Annotated in this window: 25 protein-coding genes; 17 read left to right on the top strand and 8 right to left on the bottom strand. The window is 70.4% G+C overall.

Annotated features, from left to right (window positions below; all coding sequences use genetic code 11):
* Positions 1-167: 167 nt before the first annotated feature.
* Positions 168-1532 (bottom strand): cation:dicarboxylate symporter family transporter, encoded by a 1365-nt coding sequence (locus ABT352_RS30280; RefSeq protein ID WP_350948372.1) that lies wholly within the window; start codon positions 1530-1532, stop codon positions 168-170.
* Between the two features lie 88 nt (positions 1533-1620).
* On the opposite strand from ABT352_RS30280, the gene ABT352_RS30275 reads away from it, so the two are divergent.
* Positions 1621-3303 carry a sensor histidine kinase gene (locus ABT352_RS30275; RefSeq protein WP_350948371.1) on the top strand — a complete coding sequence of 561 codons (1683 nt, stop codon included), beginning with the start codon at positions 1621-1623 and terminating at the stop codon, positions 3301-3303.
* Positions 3300-3971, top strand: a complete 672-nt coding sequence (locus ABT352_RS30270; protein WP_350948370.1) for a response regulator — start codon at positions 3300-3302, stop codon at positions 3969-3971. Before ABT352_RS30275 ends, ABT352_RS30270 begins: the two co-directional genes overlap by 4 nt.
* A gap of 37 nt (positions 3972-4008) precedes the next feature.
* Here ABT352_RS30270 and ABT352_RS30265 read toward each other — a convergent pair whose 3' ends face one another.
* Both ABT352_RS30265 and ABT352_RS30260 read right to left on the bottom strand, forming a co-directional pair.
* Positions 4009-4236 (bottom strand): HGxxPAAW family protein, encoded by a 228-nt coding sequence (locus ABT352_RS30265; RefSeq protein ID WP_350948369.1) that lies wholly within the window; start codon positions 4234-4236, stop codon positions 4009-4011.
* Positions 4191-4712 carry a MarR family winged helix-turn-helix transcriptional regulator gene (locus ABT352_RS30260; protein ID WP_350948458.1) on the bottom strand — a complete coding sequence of 174 codons (522 nt, stop codon included), beginning with the start codon at positions 4710-4712 and terminating at the stop codon, positions 4191-4193. The genes ABT352_RS30265 and ABT352_RS30260 overlap by 46 nt, the downstream gene beginning before the upstream one ends.
* An 88-nt stretch (positions 4713-4800) precedes the next feature.
* Here ABT352_RS30260 and ABT352_RS30255 point away from each other — a divergent pair, with 88 nt between their 5' ends.
* The 14 genes from ABT352_RS30255 (at position 4801) to ABT352_RS30190 (ending at position 16008) form a co-directional block, all read left to right on the top strand.
* Entirely contained in the window at positions 4801-4983 is a 183-nt protein-coding gene (locus ABT352_RS30255) for a hypothetical protein (RefSeq protein ID WP_350948368.1), read from the top strand.
* 142 nt (positions 4984-5125) lie between these two features.
* Positions 5126-5329 carry a DUF5302 domain-containing protein gene (locus ABT352_RS30250; protein WP_350948367.1) on the top strand — a complete coding sequence of 68 codons (204 nt, stop codon included), beginning with the start codon at positions 5126-5128 and terminating at the stop codon, positions 5327-5329.
* Positions 5330-5480: 151 nt separating this feature from the next.
* Entirely contained in the window at positions 5481-5921 is a 441-nt protein-coding gene (locus ABT352_RS30245; protein ID WP_350948366.1) for a type II toxin-antitoxin system PemK/MazF family toxin, read from the top strand.
* Between the two features lie 27 nt (positions 5922-5948).
* Positions 5949-6491, top strand: a complete 543-nt coding sequence (locus tag ABT352_RS30240; RefSeq protein WP_350948365.1) for an RNA 2'-phosphotransferase — start codon at positions 5949-5951, stop codon at positions 6489-6491.
* Positions 6492-6919: 428 nt separating this feature from the next.
* Positions 6920-7681: a DeoR/GlpR family DNA-binding transcription regulator gene (locus ABT352_RS30235; protein ID WP_350948364.1), complete on the top strand. Its 762-nt coding sequence runs from the start codon at positions 6920-6922 to the stop codon at positions 7679-7681.
* A 97-nt stretch (positions 7682-7778) separates the two neighbouring features.
* On the top strand, positions 7779-8720 hold the full coding sequence (pfkB, locus tag ABT352_RS30230) for a 1-phosphofructokinase (RefSeq protein ID WP_350948363.1): 942 nt from the start codon (positions 7779-7781) through the stop codon (positions 8718-8720).
* Between the two features lie 65 nt (positions 8721-8785).
* Positions 8786-9898, top strand: coding sequence for a mannitol-specific PTS transporter subunit IIC (gene mtlA, locus ABT352_RS30225; RefSeq protein ID WP_350948362.1), 1113 nt, complete (start codon positions 8786-8788; stop codon positions 9896-9898).
* 3 nt (positions 9899-9901) lie between these two features.
* Entirely contained in the window at positions 9902-10210 is a 309-nt protein-coding gene (locus ABT352_RS30220; RefSeq protein ID WP_350948361.1) for a PTS sugar transporter subunit IIBC family protein, read from the top strand.
* A complete protein-coding gene (locus tag ABT352_RS30215; protein ID WP_350948360.1) occupies positions 10203-10661 on the top strand; it encodes a PTS mannitol transporter subunit IIA in 459 nt (152 codons plus the stop codon). Before ABT352_RS30220 ends, ABT352_RS30215 begins: the two co-directional genes overlap by 8 nt.
* Positions 10658-11689: a zinc-dependent dehydrogenase gene (locus ABT352_RS30210; RefSeq protein WP_350948359.1), complete on the top strand. Its 1032-nt coding sequence runs from the start codon at positions 10658-10660 to the stop codon at positions 11687-11689. Before ABT352_RS30215 ends, ABT352_RS30210 begins: the two co-directional genes overlap by 4 nt.
* 126 nt (positions 11690-11815) lie before the next feature.
* Positions 11816-12100 (top strand): HPr family phosphocarrier protein, encoded by a 285-nt coding sequence (locus ABT352_RS30205; protein WP_350948358.1) that lies wholly within the window; start codon positions 11816-11818, stop codon positions 12098-12100.
* On the top strand, positions 12093-13775 hold the full coding sequence (gene ptsP / locus ABT352_RS30200; protein ID WP_350948357.1) for a phosphoenolpyruvate--protein phosphotransferase: 1683 nt from the start codon (positions 12093-12095) through the stop codon (positions 13773-13775). Before ABT352_RS30205 ends, ptsP begins: the two co-directional genes overlap by 8 nt.
* 259 nt (positions 13776-14034) lie before the next feature.
* Positions 14035-14802, top strand: coding sequence for a DUF3152 domain-containing protein (locus ABT352_RS30195; RefSeq protein WP_350948356.1), 768 nt, complete (start codon positions 14035-14037; stop codon positions 14800-14802).
* Positions 14803-15069: 267 nt separating this feature from the next.
* Positions 15070-16008, top strand: coding sequence for a DUF72 domain-containing protein (locus tag ABT352_RS30190; protein WP_350948355.1), 939 nt, complete (start codon positions 15070-15072; stop codon positions 16006-16008).
* 76 nt (positions 16009-16084) lie between these two features.
* On the opposite strand, the gene ABT352_RS30185 is transcribed toward ABT352_RS30190, so the two are convergent.
* The 5 genes from ABT352_RS30185 to ABT352_RS30165 all read right to left on the bottom strand — a co-directional run bounded on the left by ABT352_RS30185 (position 16085) and on the right by ABT352_RS30165 (position 21514).
* Positions 16085-16357, bottom strand: coding sequence for a WhiB family transcriptional regulator (locus ABT352_RS30185; protein ID WP_350948354.1), 273 nt, complete (start codon positions 16355-16357; stop codon positions 16085-16087).
* Between the two features lie 256 nt (positions 16358-16613).
* Positions 16614-18272 (bottom strand): catalase, encoded by a 1659-nt coding sequence (locus ABT352_RS30180; protein ID WP_350948353.1) that lies wholly within the window; start codon positions 18270-18272, stop codon positions 16614-16616.
* A 190-nt stretch (positions 18273-18462) separates the two neighbouring features.
* Entirely contained in the window at positions 18463-19863 is a 1401-nt protein-coding gene (locus ABT352_RS30175; RefSeq protein ID WP_350948352.1) for an FAD-dependent oxidoreductase, read from the bottom strand.
* 1 nt (position 19864) lies between these two features.
* Entirely contained in the window at positions 19865-20467 is a 603-nt protein-coding gene (locus ABT352_RS30170; RefSeq protein WP_350948351.1) for a PadR family transcriptional regulator, read from the bottom strand.
* A 282-nt stretch (positions 20468-20749) separates the two neighbouring features.
* On the bottom strand, positions 20750-21514 hold the full coding sequence (locus ABT352_RS30165; RefSeq protein WP_350948350.1) for a hypothetical protein: 765 nt from the start codon (positions 21512-21514) through the stop codon (positions 20750-20752).
* Between the two features lie 215 nt (positions 21515-21729).
* On the opposite strand from ABT352_RS30165, the gene ABT352_RS30160 reads away from it, so the two are divergent.
* Positions 21730-22734 (top strand): AAA family ATPase, encoded by a 1005-nt coding sequence (locus ABT352_RS30160; protein WP_350948349.1) that lies wholly within the window; start codon positions 21730-21732, stop codon positions 22732-22734.
* Positions 22735-22814 lie beyond the last annotated feature (80 nt).

Here is a 22814-nt window from a genome sequence, read left to right as displayed (position 1 = left end):
CGACGTGACAGGGGTGTCAACGCCGCCGGATCCACGGGAACCGGCCGACGGTGATCGCTTCGACAGGCGCGTCCTCACACGTACGGGCCGGTGGCGGTCGCTCCCCCGAGCAGAGCGTCCACCACCGGCCCGTGCGCCCTTCGGAGGGTCGCCCGTCGTCACACCGGCTACGCCGGGGTCAGGGCCTGGTCGTCCGGGCGCGCGGAGGACGGCGAGGGCGGCGAGGCGTCCTCACCCTCGTTGTCGTCGTCGAGGAGGGTCGTCTCGTCGAACGGCGCCCTGCCCGCCAGGACCTCGGCCGCGCGCTGCCGGTCGAACTCTCCCGTCCAGGTGCCGATCAGGACGGTGGCGACCGCGTTGCCCGCGAAGTTGGTCAGCGCCCGCGCCTCGGACATGAAGCGGTCGATGCCGACGATGAGGCCGACACCGTCGACCAGGTCGGGGCGGTGGGACTGCAGGCCGCCCGCGAGGGTGGCCAGACCCGCACCGGTGACCCCGGCCGCGCCCTTCGACGCGATGATCATGAACACCAGCAGGGAGACCTGCTCACCGAAGGCGAGCGGGGCACCGGTGGCGCTCGCGACGAACAGCGTGGCCATGGTGAGGTAGATGGCGGTGCCGTCCAGGTTGAAGGAGTACCCGGTCGGCACGGTGATGCCGACGACGGGCTTGCTCACGCCGAGGTGCTCCATCTTGGCGATCAGGCGGGGCAGGGCCGACTCCGACGACGAGGTCGACAGGATCAGCAGGAACTCCCGGCCGAGATAGCGCAGCAGCGGGAACAGCCCGACGCGCGCCACGAGCCAGAGCATCGGCCCGAGGATGACGAACACGAAGAGCACGCAGGTCAGGTAGAAGGCGAGCATGATGACGCCGAGGCTCCTGAGCGCGTCCATGCCGGTGGCTCCGACGACCGCGGCTATCGCGCCGAAGGCGCCGACCGGGGCGGCCCACATGATCATGGCGAGGATACGGAAGACGAGCCGCTGGATGTGCGTGATGCCGTTCAGGATGGGCTTGGCGCGCTCGCCCATCGCCTGCAGGGCGAACCCGGCGAGCAGCGCGACGAGGAGGGTCTGCAGCACCTGCCCTCCGGTGAACGCCGACACCAGCGTGGTGGGGATGATCCCGAGCAGGAACGTGGTCGTGTCGGTCTCACCGCCCTTGACCGCCTCCGCCTCGGCGGCCTTGCGCAGTTCGTCGGTGAGCTGCAGGCCGTGGCCGGGGTCGACCAGGTTGCCCACGAGCAGGCCGATGCCCAGCGCGACGGTCGACATCGCGACGAAGTAGCCGAGCGCGAGGCCTCCGACCCTGCCGACCTTGGCGGCCTTGGTGACCGATCCGACACCGAGGACGATGGTGCAGAAGATGATCGGGCTGATCATCATCTTGATCAGGGCGACGAAGGCGGTGCCGAGCGGCTTCAGTGCGATGCCGGCCTCGGGGGCCGCGAAGCCGATCGCGATGCCGGCGATCACAGCGAGGATGACGGCTATGTACAGGTAGTGTGTTCTATCTCGGGCCGCGCTCATGCGTGCTCCACCGCGCTAGAAGGAAAGTCCGGTCGAGCGACTATGGTCCGGGCGTGTGATCTAAGTCACCCTTGCGTACATTTCGTTCGTGAAGTTCGTGAGCTTGCGGAAATTTCCCAGACGCATGCGCGACTGGAGCCTCGCCAGGCAGATGCTGGTGCTCCAGATCGTCGTGGTAGGCGTCACCGTGGCCGGTGGCGCGCTGCTGGCGTTCCTGCAGGTGCGTGACCTGCTCGTCGAGGAGGCCGTCGGCACCGCCAGGGCGGTGACCATCAGCGTGGCCGACTCCCCCTCCGTCCTCACCCACCTGGGTGACTCCGCGGCCCTGCAGCCGTACGCGGAACGGGTGAGGCGGGAGACGGGGGTCGACTTCGTCACGATCATGAGCCTCGACGGCGTGCGCTACACGCATCCCGACCCGGCCCGGATCGGCCACCGGTTCCTCGGCCACACCGCGCCCGCCCTCGCGGGACAGGTGTTCACCGAGACCTACACCGGCACGCTCGGTCCCTCGGTCCGTGCCGTCGCCCCGGTCCGCGACGCCCGCGGCGAGGTGAAAGCCCTGGTCAGCGCGGGCATCACCATCAGCAAGATCAGCGTCAGGCTCCGCGGGCAGATCGCCGGCGCCGCGCTGACCGGTCTGCTCGGCCTGTCCGTCGGCGGAGCGGGCACCTACCTGGTCGGTGCCCGGCTGCGTCGCCAGACCCACGGGATGGGCCCCGCCGAGCTGAGCCGGATGTACGAGTACCACGACGCGATCCTGCACGCCGTACGGGAAGGGCTGCTGCTCGTCGACGACGCGGGCACGGTGACGCTCTGCAACGACGGCGCCAGGGAACTCCTGGGCCTGACGGGCGAGGTGAGCGGCAGGCACATCGGCCGGCTGGGCCTTCCCCCTTCGCTGAGCGAGCGCCTCTCGGCGGGTGAGAACCGTAGCGACGAGATCCACATGACCGGAGAGCGGACGCTGGTGGTGAACGTCGCGGTGGTCCGCTCCGGCAACCGCTCGCTCGGCACCGTGGTCACCCTTCGCGACCACACGGAGCTGCAGTCCCTGACCGGGCAGCTCGACGCCGAGCGCGGCTTCGCCGACTCCCTGCGGGCCGCCGCGCACGAGTCGGCGAACCGGCTGCACACGGTCATCACCCTCGTCGAGCTGGGCCGCGCCGAGCAGGCGGTGGCGTTCGCGACCGAGGAGATCAAGGCCGCGCAGCAGCTCACCGACCGGGTGGTGGGCGCCGTGCGCGAACCCGTACTCGCCGCGCTGTTGCTGGGCAAGAGCGCCGAGGCCGGGGAACGGGGAGTGGAGCTGGCGATCACGCCGGACAGCGAGCTCGACGACCTCGGCCTGGACACCCGCGACCTGGTGACGATCGTCGGCAACCTGATAGACAATGCGGCGGACGCGGCCATGTCGGGCACCGGGCCCGCGCGGGTGGAGGTGCGGCTGCGCGCCGACGAGACGACCTTCGTGATCAGCGTGGCGGACAGCGGCCAGGGCCTCGACCCGGCGACGGCTCGGGATGCCTTCCGCCGGGGCTGGACCACCAAGGGCGACGGCCGCGGCCTCGGCCTGGCCATGGTCGGTCAGGCGGTCCGCCGCATGGGCGGGACGATCGAGGTCGGCGGGACCGGCGAACCGGACCCGGCCGCGAAAACCGTCCGCGCGCTCGCGGGCGAGGACGAGCGGGACGCAGGAAGGACGACGGAGAGCGGGACGGGCGCGGTGTTCACCGTGCGGCTGCCACTGCGAGGGAAGGGCGTCTCATGATCTCGGTACTGGTCGTCGAGGACGAGGAGATCACCGCCGAGGCGAACCGGGTGTTCGTGGAGCGGGTGCCCGGCTTCAGGGTGGAGGCGGTGGTCAGGTCCGGCGGCGACGCGTTGCGCTTCCTGCGGCGGCACCCCGTCGATCTCATCCTGCTCGACCTCTACCTGCCGGACATGCACGGGCTGGAGGTGTGCCGCGCGCTGCGGGCGGCGGGCGTGATGTCGGACGTGATCGCGGTCACCTCGGCGCGGGACCTGTCGGTGGTCAGGTCGGCGGTCTCCGTCGGCGTGGCCCAGTATCTGCTCAAGCCGTTCACCTTCGCCTCGCTGAACGAGAAGCTCGTCCGCTACGCGGAGTTCCGGTCGTCGGTGGAGGGCGTGGGAGAGGCGAACGGTCAGGGCGAGGTGGACCGCGCGCTGGCGGCACTGCGGGGTCCGACGCAGAGCCTCCTTCCCAAGGGGATGACGCAGGCCACGCTCGACGCCGTGCTGGCGGAGCTGCGCAAGGCGCCCGGCGGCCTGTCGGCCCAGACCGCCGGGGCGGCGATCGGCGTCTCCCGGGTGACCGCCCGCCGCTACCTGGAGCATCTGACGGAGAACGGGATCACGCACCGGGTCCCCCAGTACGGCGGACTCGGACGACCCGAGCTGCTCTACCGGATCACTTGAGATCCCGCCGGGCGGGGAGGCCCCGCAGGAGGCCCGATCAGCCGTTGCTCTGGTCCATCGGCACGCGGGGCGCGTCGATGATGACGTCGGAGAAGATGTCGACCATCAGGGCGATCACACCGCCCACCGCGACGATCCCGGCCCCCACCCAGAAGAACGTCCAGTTGGGGCCGAGGCACAGGGCGACGCCCCCCACGGTGAACCCCAGCAGGATGACGATCACCGCGAACCACGACTTGGGGCTTCCCCCGTGACTTCCGGCCATGAGCCTTTCCTCTCCCTGTCCTGTGACTCTTCGTGAGTCGGTGATGCCGCGCCGTCCGCCGCGGCGATCAGCCGTGTCAGCGACCGGTGGAGCTCCTGGAGCTCCTCCACGGTCATCCCCAGACGCTTGACGATCGCCGGCGGAACCTTCTCCGCCTCGCCCCGTAGCCCGCTGCCCTCCGGTGTGAGCGAGACGGCCAGGACACGCTGGTCCTGGCTGTCACGCCGCCTCCGGATGTAACCGACGGCCTCGAGACGCTTCAGCAGCGGGGACAGCGTACCGGGGTCGAGTCTCAGTAGCTCGCTCAGCTCCTTGACCGAGAGCGGTGCCCGCTCCCAAAGGGCGAGCATGACCAGATACTGGGGATGGGTGAGCCCCATCGGCTCCAGCAGGGGCCGGTAGAGACCGATGACGTTGCGCGAGGCGATCGCCAGGGCGAAGCACACCTGACGGTCCAGGCTCAGGGGGTCGGCCATGTCACTCACGTGCGCCTCCAAGCGACATAGTACGATAATTGGTACACAAACGATTATCGCCCCAACCATCGGTGAGCAAAGGACCCCCATGTTTCACAGCAGGCCGATCGAGGAGCGGATCGCCGAGCGCCAGGCCAAGCGCCCCACCCTCAAGGAGGGCCGGCATTTCGAGCACGGCCCGGCCAAGTTCGTCTTCGTCTTCGTGATCGTCTTCGTGGTCGTCGGCCACCTCGCCGGCCTGCTGCTGATGATGGCGCTGGGAATGCACTGACCCGTGCGCCGGCGGAGCTCGCGGCACAATGCCCTTCCTCTCAGAGCCGAAGCCAGGGGCCTGCACGCCGAAGGGGTCCGGATGAGAGGATGATGATCCTGTTGGTCGGGGTTGGACCGCCCGATAGATCAGGAGGTCTGTAATGTCTGACGTCACGCCGGAACCCGAAGGTTCCGAGAGTTCCGACGACGAGCTGAAGCGCAAGTTCCGCGAGGCACTGGAGCGCAAGAGGCTCGCCCAGGCGGACGCGGGCTCCGGGGGCAAGGGGAAGAACTCCTCGAAGATCCACGGTGCTCACGGCCCGGCTGCGGCCAAGCGCTCCTTCCGGCGCAAGAGCGGCGGCTGAGCCGTCTTCGCACCAGGTCCAGGATGAGGGCACCCGCCCACCGGGACCTCGGCCGCCCGCCGGCATCGCGGCCGGCGGGCGGCGCGCTTTCCCGCCACCGGCTCCGGGTGCCCCCTTGGAAGCGGCCGGAGTCTGCCGTTAAGCTGTGCGCGTGCGTGATCTTGGCGAGGACCCCCGACCGGCCCGAGGCGCGGTCAGCGAGGTCCACCGCGTCGACCGAACCGCGACCCTGCACTACTCCCCCGACCTCGACGGGCTCGCCGACCCCGGCGAGATCGTCTGGGCATGGGTCCCCTACGAGGAGGATCCGAACCGGGGCAAGGACCGGCCCCTGCTGGTCGTCGGCCGCCACGGGCGCAAGCTGCTCGCACTGATGCTGACCAGCCGGGCCGGCGGCGACCCCGACGACTACCTGGAGCTCGGCCCCGGCCAGTGGGACCGGGAGAACCGGGTCTCCTACCTGCGCCTGGATCGGATCTTCAGTCTCGCCGAGGGCGACATCCGGCGCGAGGGCTCCATCCTCGACGGCGCGCGCTTCGCCCGCGTGGCCGCCGTCCTCAAGCGCACCCACGGCTGGGCCGCCGACGGCTGAGCCCACCCCACCCGGAGACCCGTATCCATGGACGACAAGCGGCTGGTTCGAGTCTCCAAATATCTCTCCCAGCACCTCAGGCACCAGCCAGAGCGCATCGGGCTCGCCCTCGGCCCGCAGGGCTGGGTGGACATCGAAGCCCTGCTGGCCGCCGCCGCGCGGCACGGTTTCGCGATCACCCGTGAGGAGCTCGCGCGGGTGGTCGCGGGCAACGACAAGCGGCGCTTCAGCATCGAGGGCGACCGGATCCGCGCCAACCAGGGCCACACGGTCGACGTCGATCTTGGCCTTCCCGCGGTCGAACCGCCCGAGATCCTCTTTCACGGAACGGTGGGCGCGCACGTGGCCGCCATCCGGCAGGAGGGCCTGCGGCCGATGGATCGGCACGCCGTGCACCTGTCCCCCGACCGGGAGACCGCGACCCGGGTGGGCGCGCGCCGGGGCAGGCCGGTCGTGCTGGTCGTCCGCGCGGGAGAGATGCACCGGGCGGGTCACGAGTTCCGGGTGAGCGCCAACGGCGTCTGGCTGGCCGCCCACGTGCCGCCCGCCCACATCTCGTTTCCCGGCTGAGGCACTTCCCGCGACCGGCTGAGGCACTTCCCGCGACAGAACCCCCGTGATGGCCCCGGACTCCCATCCGCCGGGAAGTCCGGGGCGTTCCCCGTCCTTCCCGAAGATCCCCGGAGCTCCTCGAACCTCCCCGGATCCCTCCTGAGACGCGTCTTTCGCACGGGAAGAGCCCGCGGCGCTCCTCACTTCGCCGCCGGGCGGAGCCCGGATCGGCCTCACTTCACACCAAGAGCCACAGTGATTCCAACGTGTTCCCAAATATGGGCCAAACCGTGACCCCACCCCCGCCCGACCCCTCGGTTTACCGGTAAATACCTGGGTTTTTTTATGGTCATGCTGTGTTAGCCGGGAGGTAGCCCATTGACGTTCCAACACATTCGGGTGTAAATAAAGCTGAAACAACACGGAAACGGTGGTGAATCAACAGCATGTACGCCGAGGAGCGGCAACAGGAGATTCTGCGCCGGGCGCGGGCCGTCGGACGGGTGGACGTGGTGACGCTGGCGGAGGAGTTCGCCGTCACCACGGAGACCATCCGGCGCGACCTGACCGCGCTGGAGCGCTCCGGGATGCTGCGACGCGTGCACGGCGGAGCGATCCTGGTCGAGCGGCTGGGGTTCGAGCCCGAGCTGGCCGCCCGCGACGAGGTGATGATCGCGGAGAAGGAACGCATCGCGAAGGCGGCGCTCGCCGAGCTCCCCGACGACGGCGCGATCATCATCGACGCCGGTTCGACCACCGGCAGGCTGGTGCAGGCACTTCCGGTCGATCGGGAGCTGACCGTGATCGTGAACTCACCGCCGCTGGCGACGGCGATGGCCACCCGCCCCAACCTGACGGTGATCATGCTGGGCGGCCGGGTCCGCGGGCGGACCCTGGCCACCGTCGACGACTGGGCACTGCGCCCTCTCGCCGACCTGCACGTGGACGTGGCGTTCATGGCCGCCAACGGCTGCTCGGTGGCCAAGGGGCTGACGACACCCGACCCGGCCGAGGCCGCCATCAAGCGGGCGATGATCGACGCGGCGCAGCGGTGCGTGTTGCTCGCCGACCACACCAAGTTCCCCAACACCTACCTGGCGCGTTTCGCCTCGATCCAGGAGATCGACGTGGTGATCAGTGACACCGGGCTCGATTCCGGGGTCGCGGCCGAGATGGCCGCAGCGGGCCCGGAGGTGATCCGGGCGTGATCCTCCCCTCCCCCTCGCTCACCGCCAGGACCTCGCAGGTGACCGTCCCCGCCCCCCTCGGCACCCGCCGGAACCGTACGACCAAGGTGGTCCCGGCATGATCGTCACTTTGACCCTCAACCCCAGCCTGGACCGCACGATCGAGGTCGGGTCGATGACCCGCGGGGCCGTCATCCGCGCCGCCGCCACCCACCTCGACCCCGGCGGCAAGGGCGTCAACGTCTCCCGCGCGCTGCTGGCCAACCAGGTCCGCTCGTGCGCGGTCGTCCCCTTCGGCGGCGACGAGGGCCGCCGACTGGTGAGCCTGCTCTCGGCCGAGGGCATCGAGATGATCACCGTCCCCGTCGGCGGGGCCACCCGGTCCAATGTCGCGCTGGCCGAGCCCGACGGCACGGTCACCAAGATCAACGAACCGGGAACGGCCCTGTCGCCGACCGAACTCGACACCATCGCCGAGGCGGTGCTCGGCGCGGCCAGCTCCGCGGACTGGGTGGTCGCCTCGGGCAGTCTCCCGCCCGAGGTGCCCGCCGACGTCTACGCCCGCCTGTGCGAGCGGTTCAGCGGCGCGGGCATCAACGTCGCGGTCGACACCAGCGGACCCGCGTTCGTCTCGGCGCTCGCCGAGGCTCCCGCCCTGGTCAAACCCAACCGGGAGGAGCTGGCCGAGGCCACGGGGATCGTCATCTCGTCCCTGGGCGACGCCATCAAGGCCGCGGAGAACCTGCGGGCGCGAGGCGCGGGCACCGTCCTGGCCAGTCTGGGCGCCGACGGCGCGATCCTGCTGCAGGACGACCAGATCTGGCACGGCCAGTGCCCGGTGGCCGAACCACGCAGCACCGTCGGTGCCGGCGACGCCATGCTCGCGGGCTTCCTCGCGGGCGGGGCGCGAGGCGAGCGCGCGCTGGTGGAGGCGCTGGCCTGGGCGACCGCCGCGGTCGGGCTACCGGGAAGCCGGATGCCATCCCCACACCACATCCATCGTGACGACGTGAGCGTCACCGGAGCCGATCCCACCCTGCCGCTGCGGCCCGAGGGCTGACGGCGGCACAGATCCACCCCCCAGGTCGGCCTAACCGCCGACCGCCCCGGAAGGAGCAGAACCACATGAGTGAATACACCCCAACTGTCACAGGAACCGGGGCGCGAGCAGTTATTCAGCGTTTCGGCGGATACCTCGCCGGGATGATCATGCCGAACATCGGCGCGTTCATCGCCTGGGGCCTGATCACCGCCCTGTTCATCCCCACCGGCTGGCTGCCCAACGAGGACTTCGCCACCCTGGTCGGGCCGATCGTCACGACGCTGCTGCCGGTCCTGATCGGCTACACCGGCGGTCGGATGGTCCACGGCCAGCGCGGCGCCGTGGTCGGCGCCGTCGCCACCATGGGCATCGTCGCCGGTGCGGAAAGCCCGATGTTCCTCGGCGCGATGATCATCGGTCCGCTCACCGCGTACCTCCTGAAGCTGTTCGACGGACTCATCGCCGACCGCGTCAAGGCCGGCTTCGAGATGCTGGTGGACAACTTCAGCGCCGGCATCATCGGCGGCGCCATGGCCCTGGTCGGACTCAAGGCCATCGGCCCCGTCGTCGCCTCGATCACCTCGGTCGCGAGTGACGCGGTCGCCTGGCTGATCAACAACAACCTGCTGCCGATCGCCTCGATCGTCATCGAGCCCGCCAAGGTGCTCTTCCTCAACAACGCCATCAACCACGGCGTGATGGGCCCGCTGGGCATCGCCCAGGCGGCCGAGGACGGCAAGTCGATCCTGTTCATGCTGGAGTCGAACCCCGGCCCCGGCCTCGGCCTGCTGCTCGCCTTCATGTTCTTCGGCCCCCGCGCGCTGCGTCCCAGCACCCCCGCCGCGATCATCATCCACTTCTTCGGCGGCATCCACGAGATCTACTTCCCCTACGTGCTCATGAAGCCCCGGCTGATCCTCGCGGTCATCGCCGGTGGCGCCACGGGCGTCCTGGTCTTCCTCATGACCGGGGCCGGGCTGGTGGCCACGCCGTCGCCCGGCAGCATCTTCGCCTTCCTCGCGGTGACCCCCAGGGGTGGACTGTTCGGCACCATCGCCGGCGTCGCCGCCGCCACGCTCGTCTCCTTCGCCGTCGCGGCGGCGCTCCTCGGCTTCGGGCGCGGCAAGGACGACAGTGAGGAGAGTGGGGAGAGCGTCGAAGAGCCGCAGACCGCACCCACCGTCAAGGAGGCCTAATCGATGGCCAGCATCGAGAGCAAGGACATCCACAAGATCGTCGTCGCCTGCGACGCGGGAATGGGCAGCAGCGTCATGCTCGCCAGCCAGCTCCGTAAGCAGCTGAAGCCGCAGAACATCGCGGTGGAGCACACCCCGGTCAACACGATCCCCGCCGACGCCGACGTGGTGCTCTGCCACGCCGGACTGGCGAGCCGGGCCCGGGCCGGAGCCCCGGACAAGGTGCTGATCCCGTTCCAGGTCTTCATCGGAGATCCCGCGGTGACCAAGCTGGTCAGCACGATCAAGAGCGGCGGCACCGTCAATGCCTGAGACGGCACCGTTGCCGCTGGACCCACGCGCCATCCGGCTGGCGGCCTCGGCCGCCGGCCGGGACGACGCGATCCTGCAGTGCGGAGAGGCCCTGCTCGCCGTCGGCGCGGTGGAGAGCGAGTACATCGACACCATGCTCGAACGGGAGCGGTCGATCTCCACCTACGTCGGCGAGGGGGTCGCCATCCCGCACGGCACCCTGGCCGGCAAGGACGCGGTCCTGTACGACGCCATCAGCTTCGTGCGCTTCCCCGAGGGCGTCGACTGGGACGGCGAGCAGGTGACAGTGTGCATCGGCATCGCCGCCAAGGGTGACGGCCACGTGCGGCTGCTCGCCGAACTCGCCCAGATCCTGATGGATCCCGACCAGGCCCGGGCCCTTCGTGAGGCGACGGAAGTCGCCGAGGTGGTCCGGCTGCTGCAACCGAACGAAGAGGACGAAGCACAGTGAAGGTCGCCCGTTTCTACGCCCCCGGCGACATCCGCGTCGAGGAGGCGCCGGAACCCGTCACCGGACCAGGCGAGATCAAGATACGCGTGCGCAACTGCTCGACCTGCGGCACCGACGCGAAGATCCTCAAGCACGGCCACCACCACATCCATCCGCCCAGGGTGATGGGGCACGAGATCGCCGGCGAGGTGGTCGAGGCCGTCGACGCCGGCGAGTGGGCCCCGGGTGACCGGGTGCAGGTGATCGCCGCGATCCCCTGCGGTACGTGCCCGGAGTGCCGCCGGGGCCGGATGACCGTCTGCCCGAACCAGGAGTCGATGGGCTACCACTACGACGGTGGTTTCGCCGAGTACATGATCATCCCGGCGAAGGTCCTCGCGGTCAACGGCGTCAACCGCATTCCCGACGAGATCGGTTTCGCCGAGGCGTCGGTGGCCGAGCCGCTGGCCTGCGTGCTCAACGGCCAGGAACTGGCCCGCGTGGGCGAGGGCGACGACGTGGTGATCATGGGCTCCGGCCCGATCGGCTGCCTGCACGTGCGGCTGGCCCGGGCGCGGGGCGCGGCACGCGTCTTCCTCGTCGACATCAACGCCGGGCGGCTGGAGATGGCCGCCAAGCTGGTCCACCCGGACGCGGTCGTCCACGGTGAGGACGTCGTCGAGCAGGTGCTCAAACTGACCGAGGGCAGGGGGGCCGACGTCGTCATCACCGCCGCCGCCGCCGGCGCGGCCCAGGAGCAGGCGCTGCAGATGGTCGCCCGCCAGGGGCGGATCAGCTTCTTCGGCGGCCTGCCCAAGGACAACCCGATCATCCGGTGTGACTCCAACCTGGTCCACTACCGGGAGCTGACCATCGTCGGCGCCAACGGGTCGAGCCCGGCGCACAACGCCCAGGCTCTGCGGCTGATCGCCGACGGCTCGGTGCCGGTCGCCGACCTGATCACACATCGGCTGCCGCTCACGGAGGTCCTTGAGGGCATCGACATCGTCAGCAGGGGCGAGGCCATCAAGGTGACCATCGAACCCTGACCGGTGCCGGCCCGCCGGGCCCCTCCCGCCGGACCAGGTGGGAGGGGCCCGGCACACAACCGGCACAGGCCCGTCAAGCTCGCACCACTCGCAGAACGCGCACAAAGCGCAGAAGGAGAACCGGAGATGCCGGAGAGGACAGTGGTCGTCGCCTCAAGCACGGGCCTTCACGCCCGGCCCGCGAAGATCTTCGTGCAGGCCGCGGGCAAGCAGGGGGTGCCCGTCCGCATCCGTGTCGGAGAGGGCAAACCCGTACCGGCCAACAGCATGCTCGCCGTACTGGCACTGGGCGCCACGCACGGCACGGAGGTCACGCTCGAGGCGGAGGGAGCGGGAGCCGACGAGGCGCTCGACTCTCTCGCCGAACTGCTCGCCCGTGACCTCGACGCCGAAGAGAACTCCCGTGGCTGAGACGCTCAACGGCCTGGGCGTGAGCCCGGGCCGGGCCGCCGGACGGGTCTGCCGGATGGCGGGTCCGCCGGAGCTGCCCGCACCCTCCCCCGTCACCGACGCCGACGCCGAGCTCGCTCTGGCGCTGGACGCGCTGCGGGCCACGGCCGCGGAGCTGGCGGCGCGCGCGGAGAAGGCGCCCGACGCAGACGCGAAGGCGATCCTGGAGGCGCAGTCCTTCATCGCCGACGACCCCGGCCTGCACGAGTCCGTGGAGACGAGCGTCAGGTCGGGCCGGAACGCCGCGCACGCCGTCGACGAGGCCTGCGCCCATCACCGGCGCGCGCTGCTGGATGCGGGCGGCTACTTCGCCGAACGCGCCGCGGACCTCGACGACATCCGCAACCGGGCCGTGGCGGCGGTGCTGGGCCTGCCCGTCCCCGGGGTGCCCGACCCCGGCCACCCGTTCGTCCTGGTCGCCGGGGATCTCTCCCCCGCCGACACGGTGAACCTGGATCCCGGGTCCGTTCTCGCCCTCGTCACCGAGAAGGGCGGCCCGACGAGCCACACCGCCATCCTCGCCCGCGCCCGCGGCCTGCCCGCCGTGGTCGCCTGCCGGGGAGCCGACGACATCGGCGAGGGAACGTGGATCTCGGTCGACGGCCAGCTGGGCGAGGTGGAGGTCGGCATCGGCGAGGAGGCCGCCACCGCGGTCCAGCGCCGGGCCGAGGAAGACCGCCTCAGGAAGGCCACCAGCCGTGGCCCCGGGCGGACCTCCGACGGCCACCCGGTCAAGCTGCTGCTCAACGTCGGCTCGGCGGCCGACCTCACCCCCTCGGGCCACACCCCTTCCGCGGAGGGGGCCGGGGGATTCGACGCCGAGGGGGTGGGGCTGTTCCGCACGGAGTTCCTCTTCCTGGACCGGCGCGAGGAGCCGACCTACGAGGAGCAGGTGGCCGCCTATGCCGCGGTCTTCCGTGCCGCACCCGGCGGCGGGCACGTCGTGGTCCGCACCCTCGACGCGGGCACGGACAAGCCGCTGCCGTTCCTCGGACTGGCCGAGGAGACCAACCCCGCGCTGGGCATCCGGGGACTTCGGGTCTCCCGGGTCAGGCCGGAGGTGCTCGACACCCAGCTCGACGCCATCGCCGAGGCCGCCCGCGCGACCGGGGCCGAAGCGTGGGTGATGGCACCGATGGTGACGACGGTGGCCGAGGCCGCCGACTTCGCCGCGCGGGCACGCGCCCGGGGCATCGCGCGGGTCGGGGCGATGATCGAGGTTCCCGCCGCCGCGCTGCGCGCCGGACGCCTGCTGGAGGAGCTCGACTTCCTGAGCATCGGCACCAACGACCTGAGCCAGTACACCTTCGCCTCCGACCGTCAGCACGGGGAACTCGCCGACCTGCTCGACCCCTGGCAGGCCGCGCTGCTCCAGCTGATCGCCGACTGCGCGGCGGCCGGACAGGCGGCGGGCAAGCCGGTCGGCGTGTGCGGCGAGGCGGCGGCCGACCCGCTCATGGCGACGGTCCTGGTCGGGCTGGGGGTCACCAGCCTGTCGATGTCCGCGCCCGGCGTCCCCGCGGTACGGGAGAGTCTCGCCGCCCACTCCCTGGAGCGGTGCCGCGAGAACGCCCGGCTCGCCCTGGCCACCGACGATCCGGGAGAGGCCAGGAAGCTGATCGCCTCGGGCCGGTGAGATCCCGTCCCGTCCAGGGCCGGGCCGCGGTGCCGGCGGCGATCCGTCTGTCGAGTCCACGCGGACCCCGCTGAGTCCGCTCCCCTTTGATCCAACGGCGACCGCATACGTGCGGTCGCCGTTGGCATGCCGTGAAATGCCCCTGCGTTGGCTGCATATGATGGATTTGCTCCTGATTTGATGAGTTACCTCCAAGGGGCAATAGGGTTTACGGTCTATGTCCAGGAACGAAAAGAGACGTGACCCTAAGACCGTTCTGTTGCTTCTCGCGCTGAGCATCGTGGTCACGTTCACAGCCGGTGGGGCCACGGTGCTGAGCGGTCGCCTCGACCCCGTTCCCGACAGGCCCGCACCTCCCCCCGACGCCGCCCCGCCCGGCATACCGGTGGTTCCCCAGACGCCGACCCCGCCGCCTCAGCCGCAGGACACGGCCGCGCCCCTGTCACCCGCCAAGGAGCCGCTCCTGCTCACCAACGGCCGCCAGCAGCCGCTGAGGATGAAGGTGCCCCGGGCGGCCAAGGGCCGCTACGCCGTCGCCCCCGGCGAGGCCGCCCCTCCCAGGGGGAGGAAGGGCAAGGTGATCCGGTACATCGTGGAGGTCGAGCGCGGCCTGCCGTTCGAGGCGGAGGAGTTCGCCGCCGAGGTGCACCGGATCCTCAACGACCGGCGCGGCTGGGGATACCGGTTCAAGCGGGTGCCCCGCGGCCCGGCGAGCATCAGGGTCTCCCTGAGCAGCCCGCGGACGACCGACAGGCGATGCCTGCCGATGCGGACCAACGGCATACTCTCCTGCTGGAACGGCGAGCGCGCGGTCATCAACGCGGTCCGCTGGAACAGCGGGGCGCGCGGCTACGGCCGCGACGTGGCCTCCTACCGCGAGTACGTGATCAGCCACGAGGTCGGCCACGGTCTCGGCCACGGCCACGTGTCCTGCCCGGGGCGCGGCCGGCGGGCACCGGTGATGCTCCAGCAGACCAAGTCCCTGCACGGCTGCCGTCCCAACCCCTGGCCGTCCCCCCGGCGCTGAACCCGGCCCCGCCCGCTTAGGGTGAGTATGGCGGGCATTTCGGGCACGGTGCTGGGGAGTCCGTAGCGGCGCGGTGTCGTGCTCGCCGTGTCCGGCATCGCGCGGACGCCGGACCCTCCTCCGGGCCGGTGCGGTGGTCACCCACCGCCGGATCATCCCCCCGTACGGCGAAGCCGCCACCGGGAGGGATTCACCGCCCCCTCCCAGGGCACCCGGTAGGCATACGAGCAGCGGCGAACGCCGGGCCTGTCAGGGGAGGACGTGGGCATGGGCAGGATCTGTGTGGGCACGGCCTCGTGGACCCACCGCTCGCTGCTGGAGTCCGGCTGGTATCCCGAGGACGCCTCCACCCCGGCGAAACGCCTCGCCTACTACGCGACGCGGTTCCCGGTCGTCGAGGTGGACGCCACCTACTACCATCCGCCGTCGCGGAGCACCGTGGAGGCCTGGCGCGACCGCACCCCCGCGGACTTCACCTTCGACATCAAGGCGTTCTCCATGCTCACCGGGCACCCCACCCGGCCCGCCTCCCTCTACAAGGACCTGCGGGAGAGCCTCGGCGCGCCACAGGGGCGCAACCTCTACCCGAAGGACGTGCCACCGGAGATCCTGGACGAGGTCTGGCGGCGCTTCCTCGACGCGCTGGGCCCGCTGCACGAGGCCGGCAAGCTGGGGGCGGTGCTCTTCCAGTTCCCGCCGTGGTTCCCGATCGGGGAGGGCAACAGGCGCCACATCCTGGAATGCGCCCGGCGCTGCGCACCGATGCGCGTCAGTGTCGAGTTCCGCGACCGCACCTGGATGAGCGAGGAGAACCGCGAGGACACCCTCGCCTTTCTCGCCGGGCACGACCTCGCGTACGTGGGGGTCGACATGCCGCAGGGGCACGCCTCGTCGGTCCCGCCGGTCCTCGCCGCGACCTCCGACCTCGCCGTGGTACGGATGCACGGGCATTCCGACAAGTGGACCAGCAAGAACGTCGACGAGCGCTTCGCGTACCTGTACTCGGAGGAGGAGCTCGCCCGCTGGGCGGCGAGGGTGAAGAAGCTCGCGGAGGGTGCCGAGATCACCCATGTGCTCTTCAACAACTGCTGCGCGGACAACTCCCAGCGCAACGCCGCCCGTTTCCGCGCCCTCGTCGGCGAATCCGGAGACCGTGGCGAGGCCGAGGAACCCGAGGGCGCCGTGAGCCCGGGGAGGCCGCGGTGAACCGGTCGGCTCCGGGCTGACCGGACCGTGCGCCGGGCGGGCGGCGCCGGCGGGCCCGTTGACGAGGAAGGCCGCGCTACCTGACCTGCCGCTTCGCCCTGGTCATGGTGGCCCTGCGCTCCTCCGGGGTGGTGCCTCCCCACACGCCGTACATCTGCTGGGTGTTCAACGCGTACTCCAGGCAACGCCCGCGCACCGGGCACAGGCGGCACACCGCCCTGGCGCGCTCGTACTGCTCACGGCCCGGCCCCTCATAGGACACGGGGAAGAACAGCTCGGGGTCCTCGCTGAGACAGGACGAACGGCGAGACCAGTGGATGATCGGAATGACGTTGCTCTTAACAGGCATGGCGATCCAATTGGGAGTGGGAACGGCGTCTCGGATTGAGAATCGCGTGCCCGCTGTAATGGCATTCATACCTTTTAAGCGGAAAAATCGGGCTTCCTTGACCGAGGATCTCTCCCTGGCTGAAGGTCCTGGTCGGCGGGCTTCCGGGGCGGATGGATCATCTCCCCGCGCCCGCGGGACGCCGTCCCCGAGCACCGGCCCACGCCTTCCGCCGCCGGGCCCGGAGTACGGTTCGCTCCGGCCCGGCGGCGGTTCGCTAGCGCTCCGCCCGCGCCCGCTCGTTGGGCACGCAGTGGGTCATCTTCATGCCCTCCACCGGGCGAGGCCCGTTCTTGCCCAGTTTGGACATCCGCTCACGGTCCTCGTCACTCAGGTCCTGGCTCGCCAGCGGCTCCAGATGGGAGACGTCGTCGGGGCTGATCCCGAGCCCCTCCCCGACCCTGAGGCCGAGATCGTCCTCGACCATCAGGAAATGCCAGACCATGCGCTCCTGAACCGGGCGCGAGGCCTGGGAGATCAGGTCGACGAAGTTCCGCACGAGGTCGTCGCGCTCCCACTCCTCCATCAGCAGGTAGCGCTGGCCCGCCTGCGTGTAGTCGTCGGTACGCGGGATGCGCTTGCGGGTCACCCGGCCCGAGATGAGCGGGCCCTGCTCGTCGTGGGCGGGCCTCTGCCCCTCCCTGAGCCCTCCGGTGATCGACGGCTCGTAGTTGACGTGCGGGTTCTCGCCCTGCCCGTCGACGTGGTAGGTCATCAGGCCGTCGCGCTGGTTGGTGCGCACCTCGGCGTTCTTGGCCTGGTTGACCGGCAGCTGCAGGTAGTTGGGCCCCACGCGGTAGCGCTGGGTGTCGCTGTAGGAGAACGTACGGCCCACCAGCATCTTGTCGTCGGAGAAGTCGAGCCCGTCGACCAGGACCCCGGTGCCGAAGGAGATCTGCTCGTTCTCGGCGAAATTGTTGGCCACGTTGCGATTGAGGACCATCTTGCCGACCGGCATGGGCGGGAACTCGTTCTCGGGCCACACCTTGGTGTCGTCCAGCGGGTCGAAGTCCAGCTCGGGGTGGTCGTCGTCGCTCATGATCTGCACCAGCAGCTCCCACTCGGGGAAGTCGCCGCGGTCGATCGCCTCGTGCAGGTCCTTGGTGGCATGCCCGAGATCCTGCCCCTGGACGACGGCGGCGTCCTCCTCGGTCATGCTGCGCACGCCCTGCTTGGGCATCCAGTGATACTTGACCAGGTGGGTCTCGCCCTGGGCGTTCACCCACTTGTAGGTGTTGACCCCGAATCCCTGCATATGCCGGTAGTCGGAGGGGATGCCGCGTGGGCTGAACAGGTTGACGATCATGTGCATGCTCTCCGGCGTCTGCGACATGAAGTCGAAGATCCGTCCCGGCTCCTGCCTGAACGTCACCGGGTCCGGCTTGAGCGCGTGGATCACGTCGGGGAACTTGATGGCGTCCCTGATGAAGAAGACCCCCAGGTTGTTGCCGACGAGGTCCCAGTTGCCGTCCTCGGTGTAGAACTTCACCGCGAACCCGCGTGGGTCGCGGGCGGCCTCCGAGGAGTCCCTGCCGCCGATCACCGTGGAGAAGCGCACGGCCACGTCGGTCCGCTTGCCCGCCTCCTGGAAGAGCCTCGCCCTGGTGTAGCGGCTGATCGGCTCGTCGCCGAGCTTGCCGTAGGCCTCGAAGTGGCCGTAGGTGGTCACCCCCCGGGCGTGGACCACCCGCTCGGGGATGCGCTCGCGGTCGAAGTGGCTGATCTTCTCCAGGAACTGGTAGTTCTCCAGCGTGGCCGGGCCCCTCGCGCCGACCGTGCGCTGGTTCTGGTTGTCGTAGACCTGGTGCCCCTGACGGTTGGTCAGGACCGGGCGGTCATCGCCCGACTGGGGGCCCATGCTCGACACATCCGTCATGACAACGTTTCCTTTCCCTGCCGCGGTCGCTATCGGCGTGCCAAGTACATATCGACACACGGGCTCCTTATCCGACATAGGGCGCTTTATAGCGACAAAGGAAAAAATCTTCACGAAAAAGGGCGGCGGTTTACGGGGGGGCGCGCCCCTGAGCGCCCCCCGCGCGATGCCCCTGTGCCCCCGGCCGCGCCTACCCTTCCCCGGTCGCGCCGTCGGTCCACAGGTGCCCGAAGCTCATCCGCTTGACCGGCGGCAGGGCGTCGCACAGGCGGAACCAGGTCTTCGCGCCGTGCCGGACGAGAGGACTGCCGGAGATCATGAAATTCGTGAACCTCGCGGAGGTGCGGACGGCTCCGAAGCCGTACTCACGCATCCGGGCCTCGTAGCCGCCGACGGCCTCCGCCAGGGTGCCCCGGCCCCGCTGGAACGCCACCAGCCTGCTCGCCAGCAGCGCGGCGTCGCGTAGCGCCGTGTTGGCGCCGAAGCCCATCGCGGGGGTCATGTTGTGGATGGCGTCCCCGAGCAGTGTCACCGTCGTCGTGGGCCAGCGGCCGACGGGGACGGAGGTCTTGAACGGCATCAACCGAACACTGGCCGGGTCGGCCTCGGCGACCAGGCGGCGCAGGGCGGGATGCCAGCCGGAGGTCATCGTCCCGGCCAGGTCCCTGAGCCCGCCACCGTCGAGGTCCGCGGCACCGGCCGGGTAGATCCCGCGAGGGGCGACGAAGGCCCACAGCACGTAGTCCTGAAGATCGTCGGCCAGGGCCCTCAGGTCGAGCCCGAACCCGGCGAGATCGGTCTCCAGGCCCGCCCCATCCCCTTCCCGGGCGGCCGGCCCGGCTCCACGGCTTGAAACGAGGCCGCTCCCCCGGGCGAGGAGGCTCTCCGCCCTGCGTCTGCCGTTGAAGGCCGCGGTGAACATCGCGCTCCCGCTCGGCGGCAGGATGAGATTGAGCCCGTCGGCGAGGTTTCGTGGCAGCCACCCACGAACCCGGTCGTCCAGCGGCAGCCTCGCGCCGATCGCGAGCGCGCCGGTGTCGACGCGACGGGCCCCCGGCAGATACTGCCCGCGTACGCGCGAGTCGGCGCCGTCCGCGCCGACCAGCACATCACCGGTGGCCGAGGTGCCGTCGGCGAAGAAGGCGGTGACCCTGCCGTCCGGTCTCGTCTCGTAGCGCTGGAACGTCTTGCCGTGGTGGACGACGCCCTCCAGACCGGCGAGCAGGAGCCTGCGCAGGGTGGTGCGGCTGACCGCGTACTGGCCGCCGGAAGGGTCGGCGGCCCCGCCGGTCATCACGCTCTCCTCCACGAACACGAGCTCGCGCAGCCGGTGGGTGTGGAAGCCGAAGCCGGGGCCGGGGTGACCCGAGGTGGCGAGGAACGCCTCCCACAGTGGGCGCGGCAGGCAGCGGTGCAGCGCCCGGCTGCCGATCTGGTTCATGTGGATGCGGTAACCCTGCACCCAGTCGGCGGCCTCACGCGCACGCTCGTAGACCTGGACGTTCACACCGGAGGGCAGCAGTGCCTGAGCCAGCGCCAGCCCTCCGATGCCACCTCCGACGACGAGGACGTCGAGTGGTTCGGCGGGCATGTCAGGCTCCTCCTTCGTCTTCGTCGGGGGTGGCATCGGAGGGCGTTTCCGGGGATCCACCGGTGGCGCCGAGAAGCCGGGGCAGTTCCCCAAGCAGCGTCTCGTGCCACGTGATCTCCGCCCGCAGGCGGATGAGGGTGTGGTCGAAGCCGAGCGGTTCGAGGCCGCGGAGGTGGGGGGTGGCCGCCTCCCTCAGCCGCTGCCAGCTCTGGAGCTCGGCGGTGAGCCTGCGATGCCGGTCCTCGATGACGGCCCTCAGCTCCCGCTCGCCCATGTCGGCGCTGAGCTGAAGAGCGAGGTCCACGGGATCGGGCCGCAGCCGGGTGTCACGCAGGGCCGCCTCACGCAGCGACTCCAGTTCCAGCGCGCCGTCCTCGGTGATCGCGTAGACGGTCCGCGCCGGGAGATTGCCCTGCTGCTCGGTGCGCACCGTCTCGATCACGCCCTCGGCCTCCATGCGGTGCAGCGCCCCGTACAGGGAGCCGACCTTGATGTCGGTCCACAACTCGGTCCGGTCCGTCTGCGCGCTCTGCCGGATCTGATGACCGTGCATCGGTCCCCGGCGAGCCAGCGCCCCCAGGATGAACAGTCGCGTACTACTCATACGACTACTCAAACACGAGTAGGTGACATAGTCAAACATGAGTACTCGTAAACGAGTAGCAGGACGAGAGGAATCCCCCATGAGGACGTCCACCGGCTCGCTTCGGACTCGACGCCCCGCCTCACCGGGACATGCCGTCGACATGCGCGACGAACGCGCCCAGATGGTCACTCACCAGGAGGAAGACCCGCGCGATCTCTCCATCCGGACACCCACCCGGCTCGCTTCGAACTCGACGCGCGCATCCGGCCCGAGCCCGCCGGACATCCCCGGATGGGCCCCCTAGATCGGCTCGCCCTCGTTCTCGTCGCCCCGATCCGGCCCTGGCGTTCCGGTCCCGCTCTGACTCGGCGACGGTGACGGCGTGGGCTCGCCGGGCTCGGGTGTCGCCGGGACCGGCGGCGGGGTCGGGACGAACACCGTGGGCGGCAACGGCCTCGGCAACGGCTCGGAATCGTCTTCCCTGCGCAACAGAAGCCAGACCATCACGGCCAGCAGCACGAGCAGCACGGTCAGCACGACCCCCGCGATGATCACGGACCGGCGGGTCTCGGTCGGCGGCGGCGCGCCCTTGGGCGGCGGTGGCAGCGCCGGGGAGCGGTCACCCACCCAGTGCGGCGCGAAGTCAGGACCGTGCTGCTCACCGATCAGCGTGCCGCTGACCAGCACCGCCTCGAGGAACCGCTCCGCCCCCGCCCGGTCCGGCTCATACGGCGTGGCCACCCACGGGGCGCTCCCACCGTCCATCGCCAGCACCTGCGGGACCGCATCGGCCGCGGCGGTACGCGTGCGCGTCGCCCAGGCCATCCAGCCCCGTACGCCGGAACGGCTCGCCGTCGCTTCGCGGACCCCGGTGACGAAACGGTCACGGGCCGCCGGGTCGAGCGCCGCCCCCTTGGTCAGCACCGCGACCGAGACGGCCCGGCCGTCGGGCGCCAACCCGAGGTAGACCAGACCCGCGGGTCCCACGCGCAGACGGGCCTGCACGACGAAGGGCCCCAACTGGGGCGGATCACCGTACTGGAGTGGAGTGGCCACGTCTGACATGAAAGCACACCCCGCCGATCACACCACGCTCCACGGGGACCGGGATCGACCACCCGACGGGACTCCGAACGGAACCCGCCGGACCTGCGGAAGGACCGGCACACGAACCCGCCGGGTCCCGCTGCGGGCCCCATGCGGGCCCCATGCGGGCACTGTCAGGAAATACGGAGCGAGCCCGCCGTGCGAGCCGCCACTTCATTTGATGGAATACCGACATGACCGTCGCCGAAGAACTGCCGCGCGAGACCGACACCGGATTGCTGCGCGACGCCCTGGCCGAGGTCCGGCGGGTCATCGTCGGGCAGGAACACATGGTGGAGCGGCTGCTCGTGGCACTCCTCGCCCGAGGTCACTGCCTGCTGGAGGGCGTGCCCGGGGTGGCCAAGACCCTGGCGGCCTCGACCCTGGCCACGGTGGTCGGCGGGGAGTTCGCCCGCATCCAGTTCACTCCCGACCTGGTCCCCAGCGACATCGTGGGAACTCGGGTGTACCACCCCTCCCGCGAGGCCTTCGATGTCGAGCTCGGCCCGGTGTTCGTCAACTTCCTGCTCGCCGACGAGATCAACCGGGCCCCGGCGAAGGTGCAGTCGGCGCTGCTGGAGGTCATGGCCGAGCGGCAGGTGACCCTGGCCGGGGAGACCCACTCCCTGCCGAAGCCGTTCATCGTGCTGGCCACCCAGAACCCGATCGAGTCCGAGGGCGTCTACCCCCTCCCCGAGGTCCAGCGCGACCGGTTCCTGTTCAAGGTCCGCGTCAGCCACCCCAGCGCCCACGAGGAGCTGGAGATCCTGCACCGGATGAGCGTGACACCGCCGACCCCCAGAGCGGTGCTCGACCCCGCGCGGCTGGCCGCGCTGCAGTCCATGGCCGACCAGGTGTCGGTCCATCAGCTCGTCGCCGACTACGTGGTCAGGCTTGTGATGGCCACCCGCTCCCCCGCCGACTACGGCCTGGCCGAGCTGCAGGAGAACATCGAGATCGGCGTCAGCCCTCGGGCCACCCTCGGCCTGGTCGCCGCGGGCCGCGGCCTGGCGCTGCTGCGCGGCCGTGACTACCTGCTCCCCGACGACGTGCGCGACGTGGCGGTGGACGTGATGTCCCACCGGCTGATGCTCACCTTCGACGCCCTGGCCGACGGGATCGACCCCGAGGAGGTGGTCCGCCAGATCCTCGCCGCGGTACCGCCCCCCCTGGTCGTCTGGAACCAGGGCCCTCGATGACCTGCTGAAAAGGGCCGTGAGGCCGCGCCGGGGACTGGACTGAGGAGAGGAAGGTCGTGAGGAACGAACGACCTTCATCG

This window comes from Streptosporangium sp. NPDC000563 (assembly GCF_040299985.1).
GTDB lineage: Bacteria > Actinomycetota > Actinomycetes > Streptosporangiales > Streptosporangiaceae > Streptosporangium.
Note: the sequence above shows the minus strand (reverse complement) of the source record. Positions and strands in the feature narration are given on the sequence as shown.

Coding starts and splice junctions, on each gene's coding strand:
- ABT352_RS30205 (WP_350948358.1), top strand. CDS start 11,816: ATGCCGGAGAGGACAGTGGTCGTCGCCTCAAGCACGGGCCTTCACGCC.
- ABT352_RS30180 (WP_350948353.1), bottom strand. CDS start 18,272: ATGACGGATGTGTCGAGCATGGGCCCCCAGTCGGGCGATGACCGCCCG.
- ABT352_RS30235 (WP_350948364.1), top strand. CDS start 6,920: ATGTACGCCGAGGAGCGGCAACAGGAGATTCTGCGCCGGGCGCGGGCC.
- ABT352_RS30170 (WP_350948351.1), bottom strand. CDS start 20,467: ATGAGTAGTACGCGACTGTTCATCCTGGGGGCGCTGGCTCGCCGGGGA.
- ABT352_RS30185 (WP_350948354.1), bottom strand. CDS start 16,357: ATGCCTGTTAAGAGCAACGTCATTCCGATCATCCACTGGTCTCGCCGT.
- ABT352_RS30280 (WP_350948372.1), bottom strand. CDS start 1,532: ATGAGCGCGGCCCGAGATAGAACACACTACCTGTACATAGCCGTCATC.
- ABT352_RS30240 (WP_350948365.1), top strand. CDS start 5,949: ATGGACGACAAGCGGCTGGTTCGAGTCTCCAAATATCTCTCCCAGCAC.
- ABT352_RS30270 (WP_350948370.1), top strand. CDS start 3,300: ATGATCTCGGTACTGGTCGTCGAGGACGAGGAGATCACCGCCGAGGCG.
- ABT352_RS30255 (WP_350948368.1), top strand. CDS start 4,801: ATGTTTCACAGCAGGCCGATCGAGGAGCGGATCGCCGAGCGCCAGGCC.
- ABT352_RS30215 (WP_350948360.1), top strand. CDS start 10,203: ATGCCTGAGACGGCACCGTTGCCGCTGGACCCACGCGCCATCCGGCTG.
- ABT352_RS30250 (WP_350948367.1), top strand. CDS start 5,126: ATGTCTGACGTCACGCCGGAACCCGAAGGTTCCGAGAGTTCCGACGAC.
- ABT352_RS30175 (WP_350948352.1), bottom strand. CDS start 19,863: ATGCCCGCCGAACCACTCGACGTCCTCGTCGTCGGAGGTGGCATCGGA.
- ABT352_RS30265 (WP_350948369.1), bottom strand. CDS start 4,236: ATGGCCGGAAGTCACGGGGGAAGCCCCAAGTCGTGGTTCGCGGTGATC.
- mtlA (WP_350948362.1), top strand. CDS start 8,786: ATGAGTGAATACACCCCAACTGTCACAGGAACCGGGGCGCGAGCAGTT.
- ABT352_RS30160 (WP_350948349.1), top strand. CDS start 21,730: ATGACCGTCGCCGAAGAACTGCCGCGCGAGACCGACACCGGATTGCTG.
- ABT352_RS30220 (WP_350948361.1), top strand. CDS start 9,902: ATGGCCAGCATCGAGAGCAAGGACATCCACAAGATCGTCGTCGCCTGC.
- pfkB (WP_350948363.1), top strand. CDS start 7,779: ATGATCGTCACTTTGACCCTCAACCCCAGCCTGGACCGCACGATCGAG.
- ABT352_RS30190 (WP_350948355.1), top strand. CDS start 15,070: ATGGGCAGGATCTGTGTGGGCACGGCCTCGTGGACCCACCGCTCGCTG.
- ABT352_RS30165 (WP_350948350.1), bottom strand. CDS start 21,514: ATGTCAGACGTGGCCACTCCACTCCAGTACGGTGATCCGCCCCAGTTG.
- ABT352_RS30260 (WP_350948458.1), bottom strand. CDS start 4,712: ATGGCCGACCCCCTGAGCCTGGACCGTCAGGTGTGCTTCGCCCTGGCG.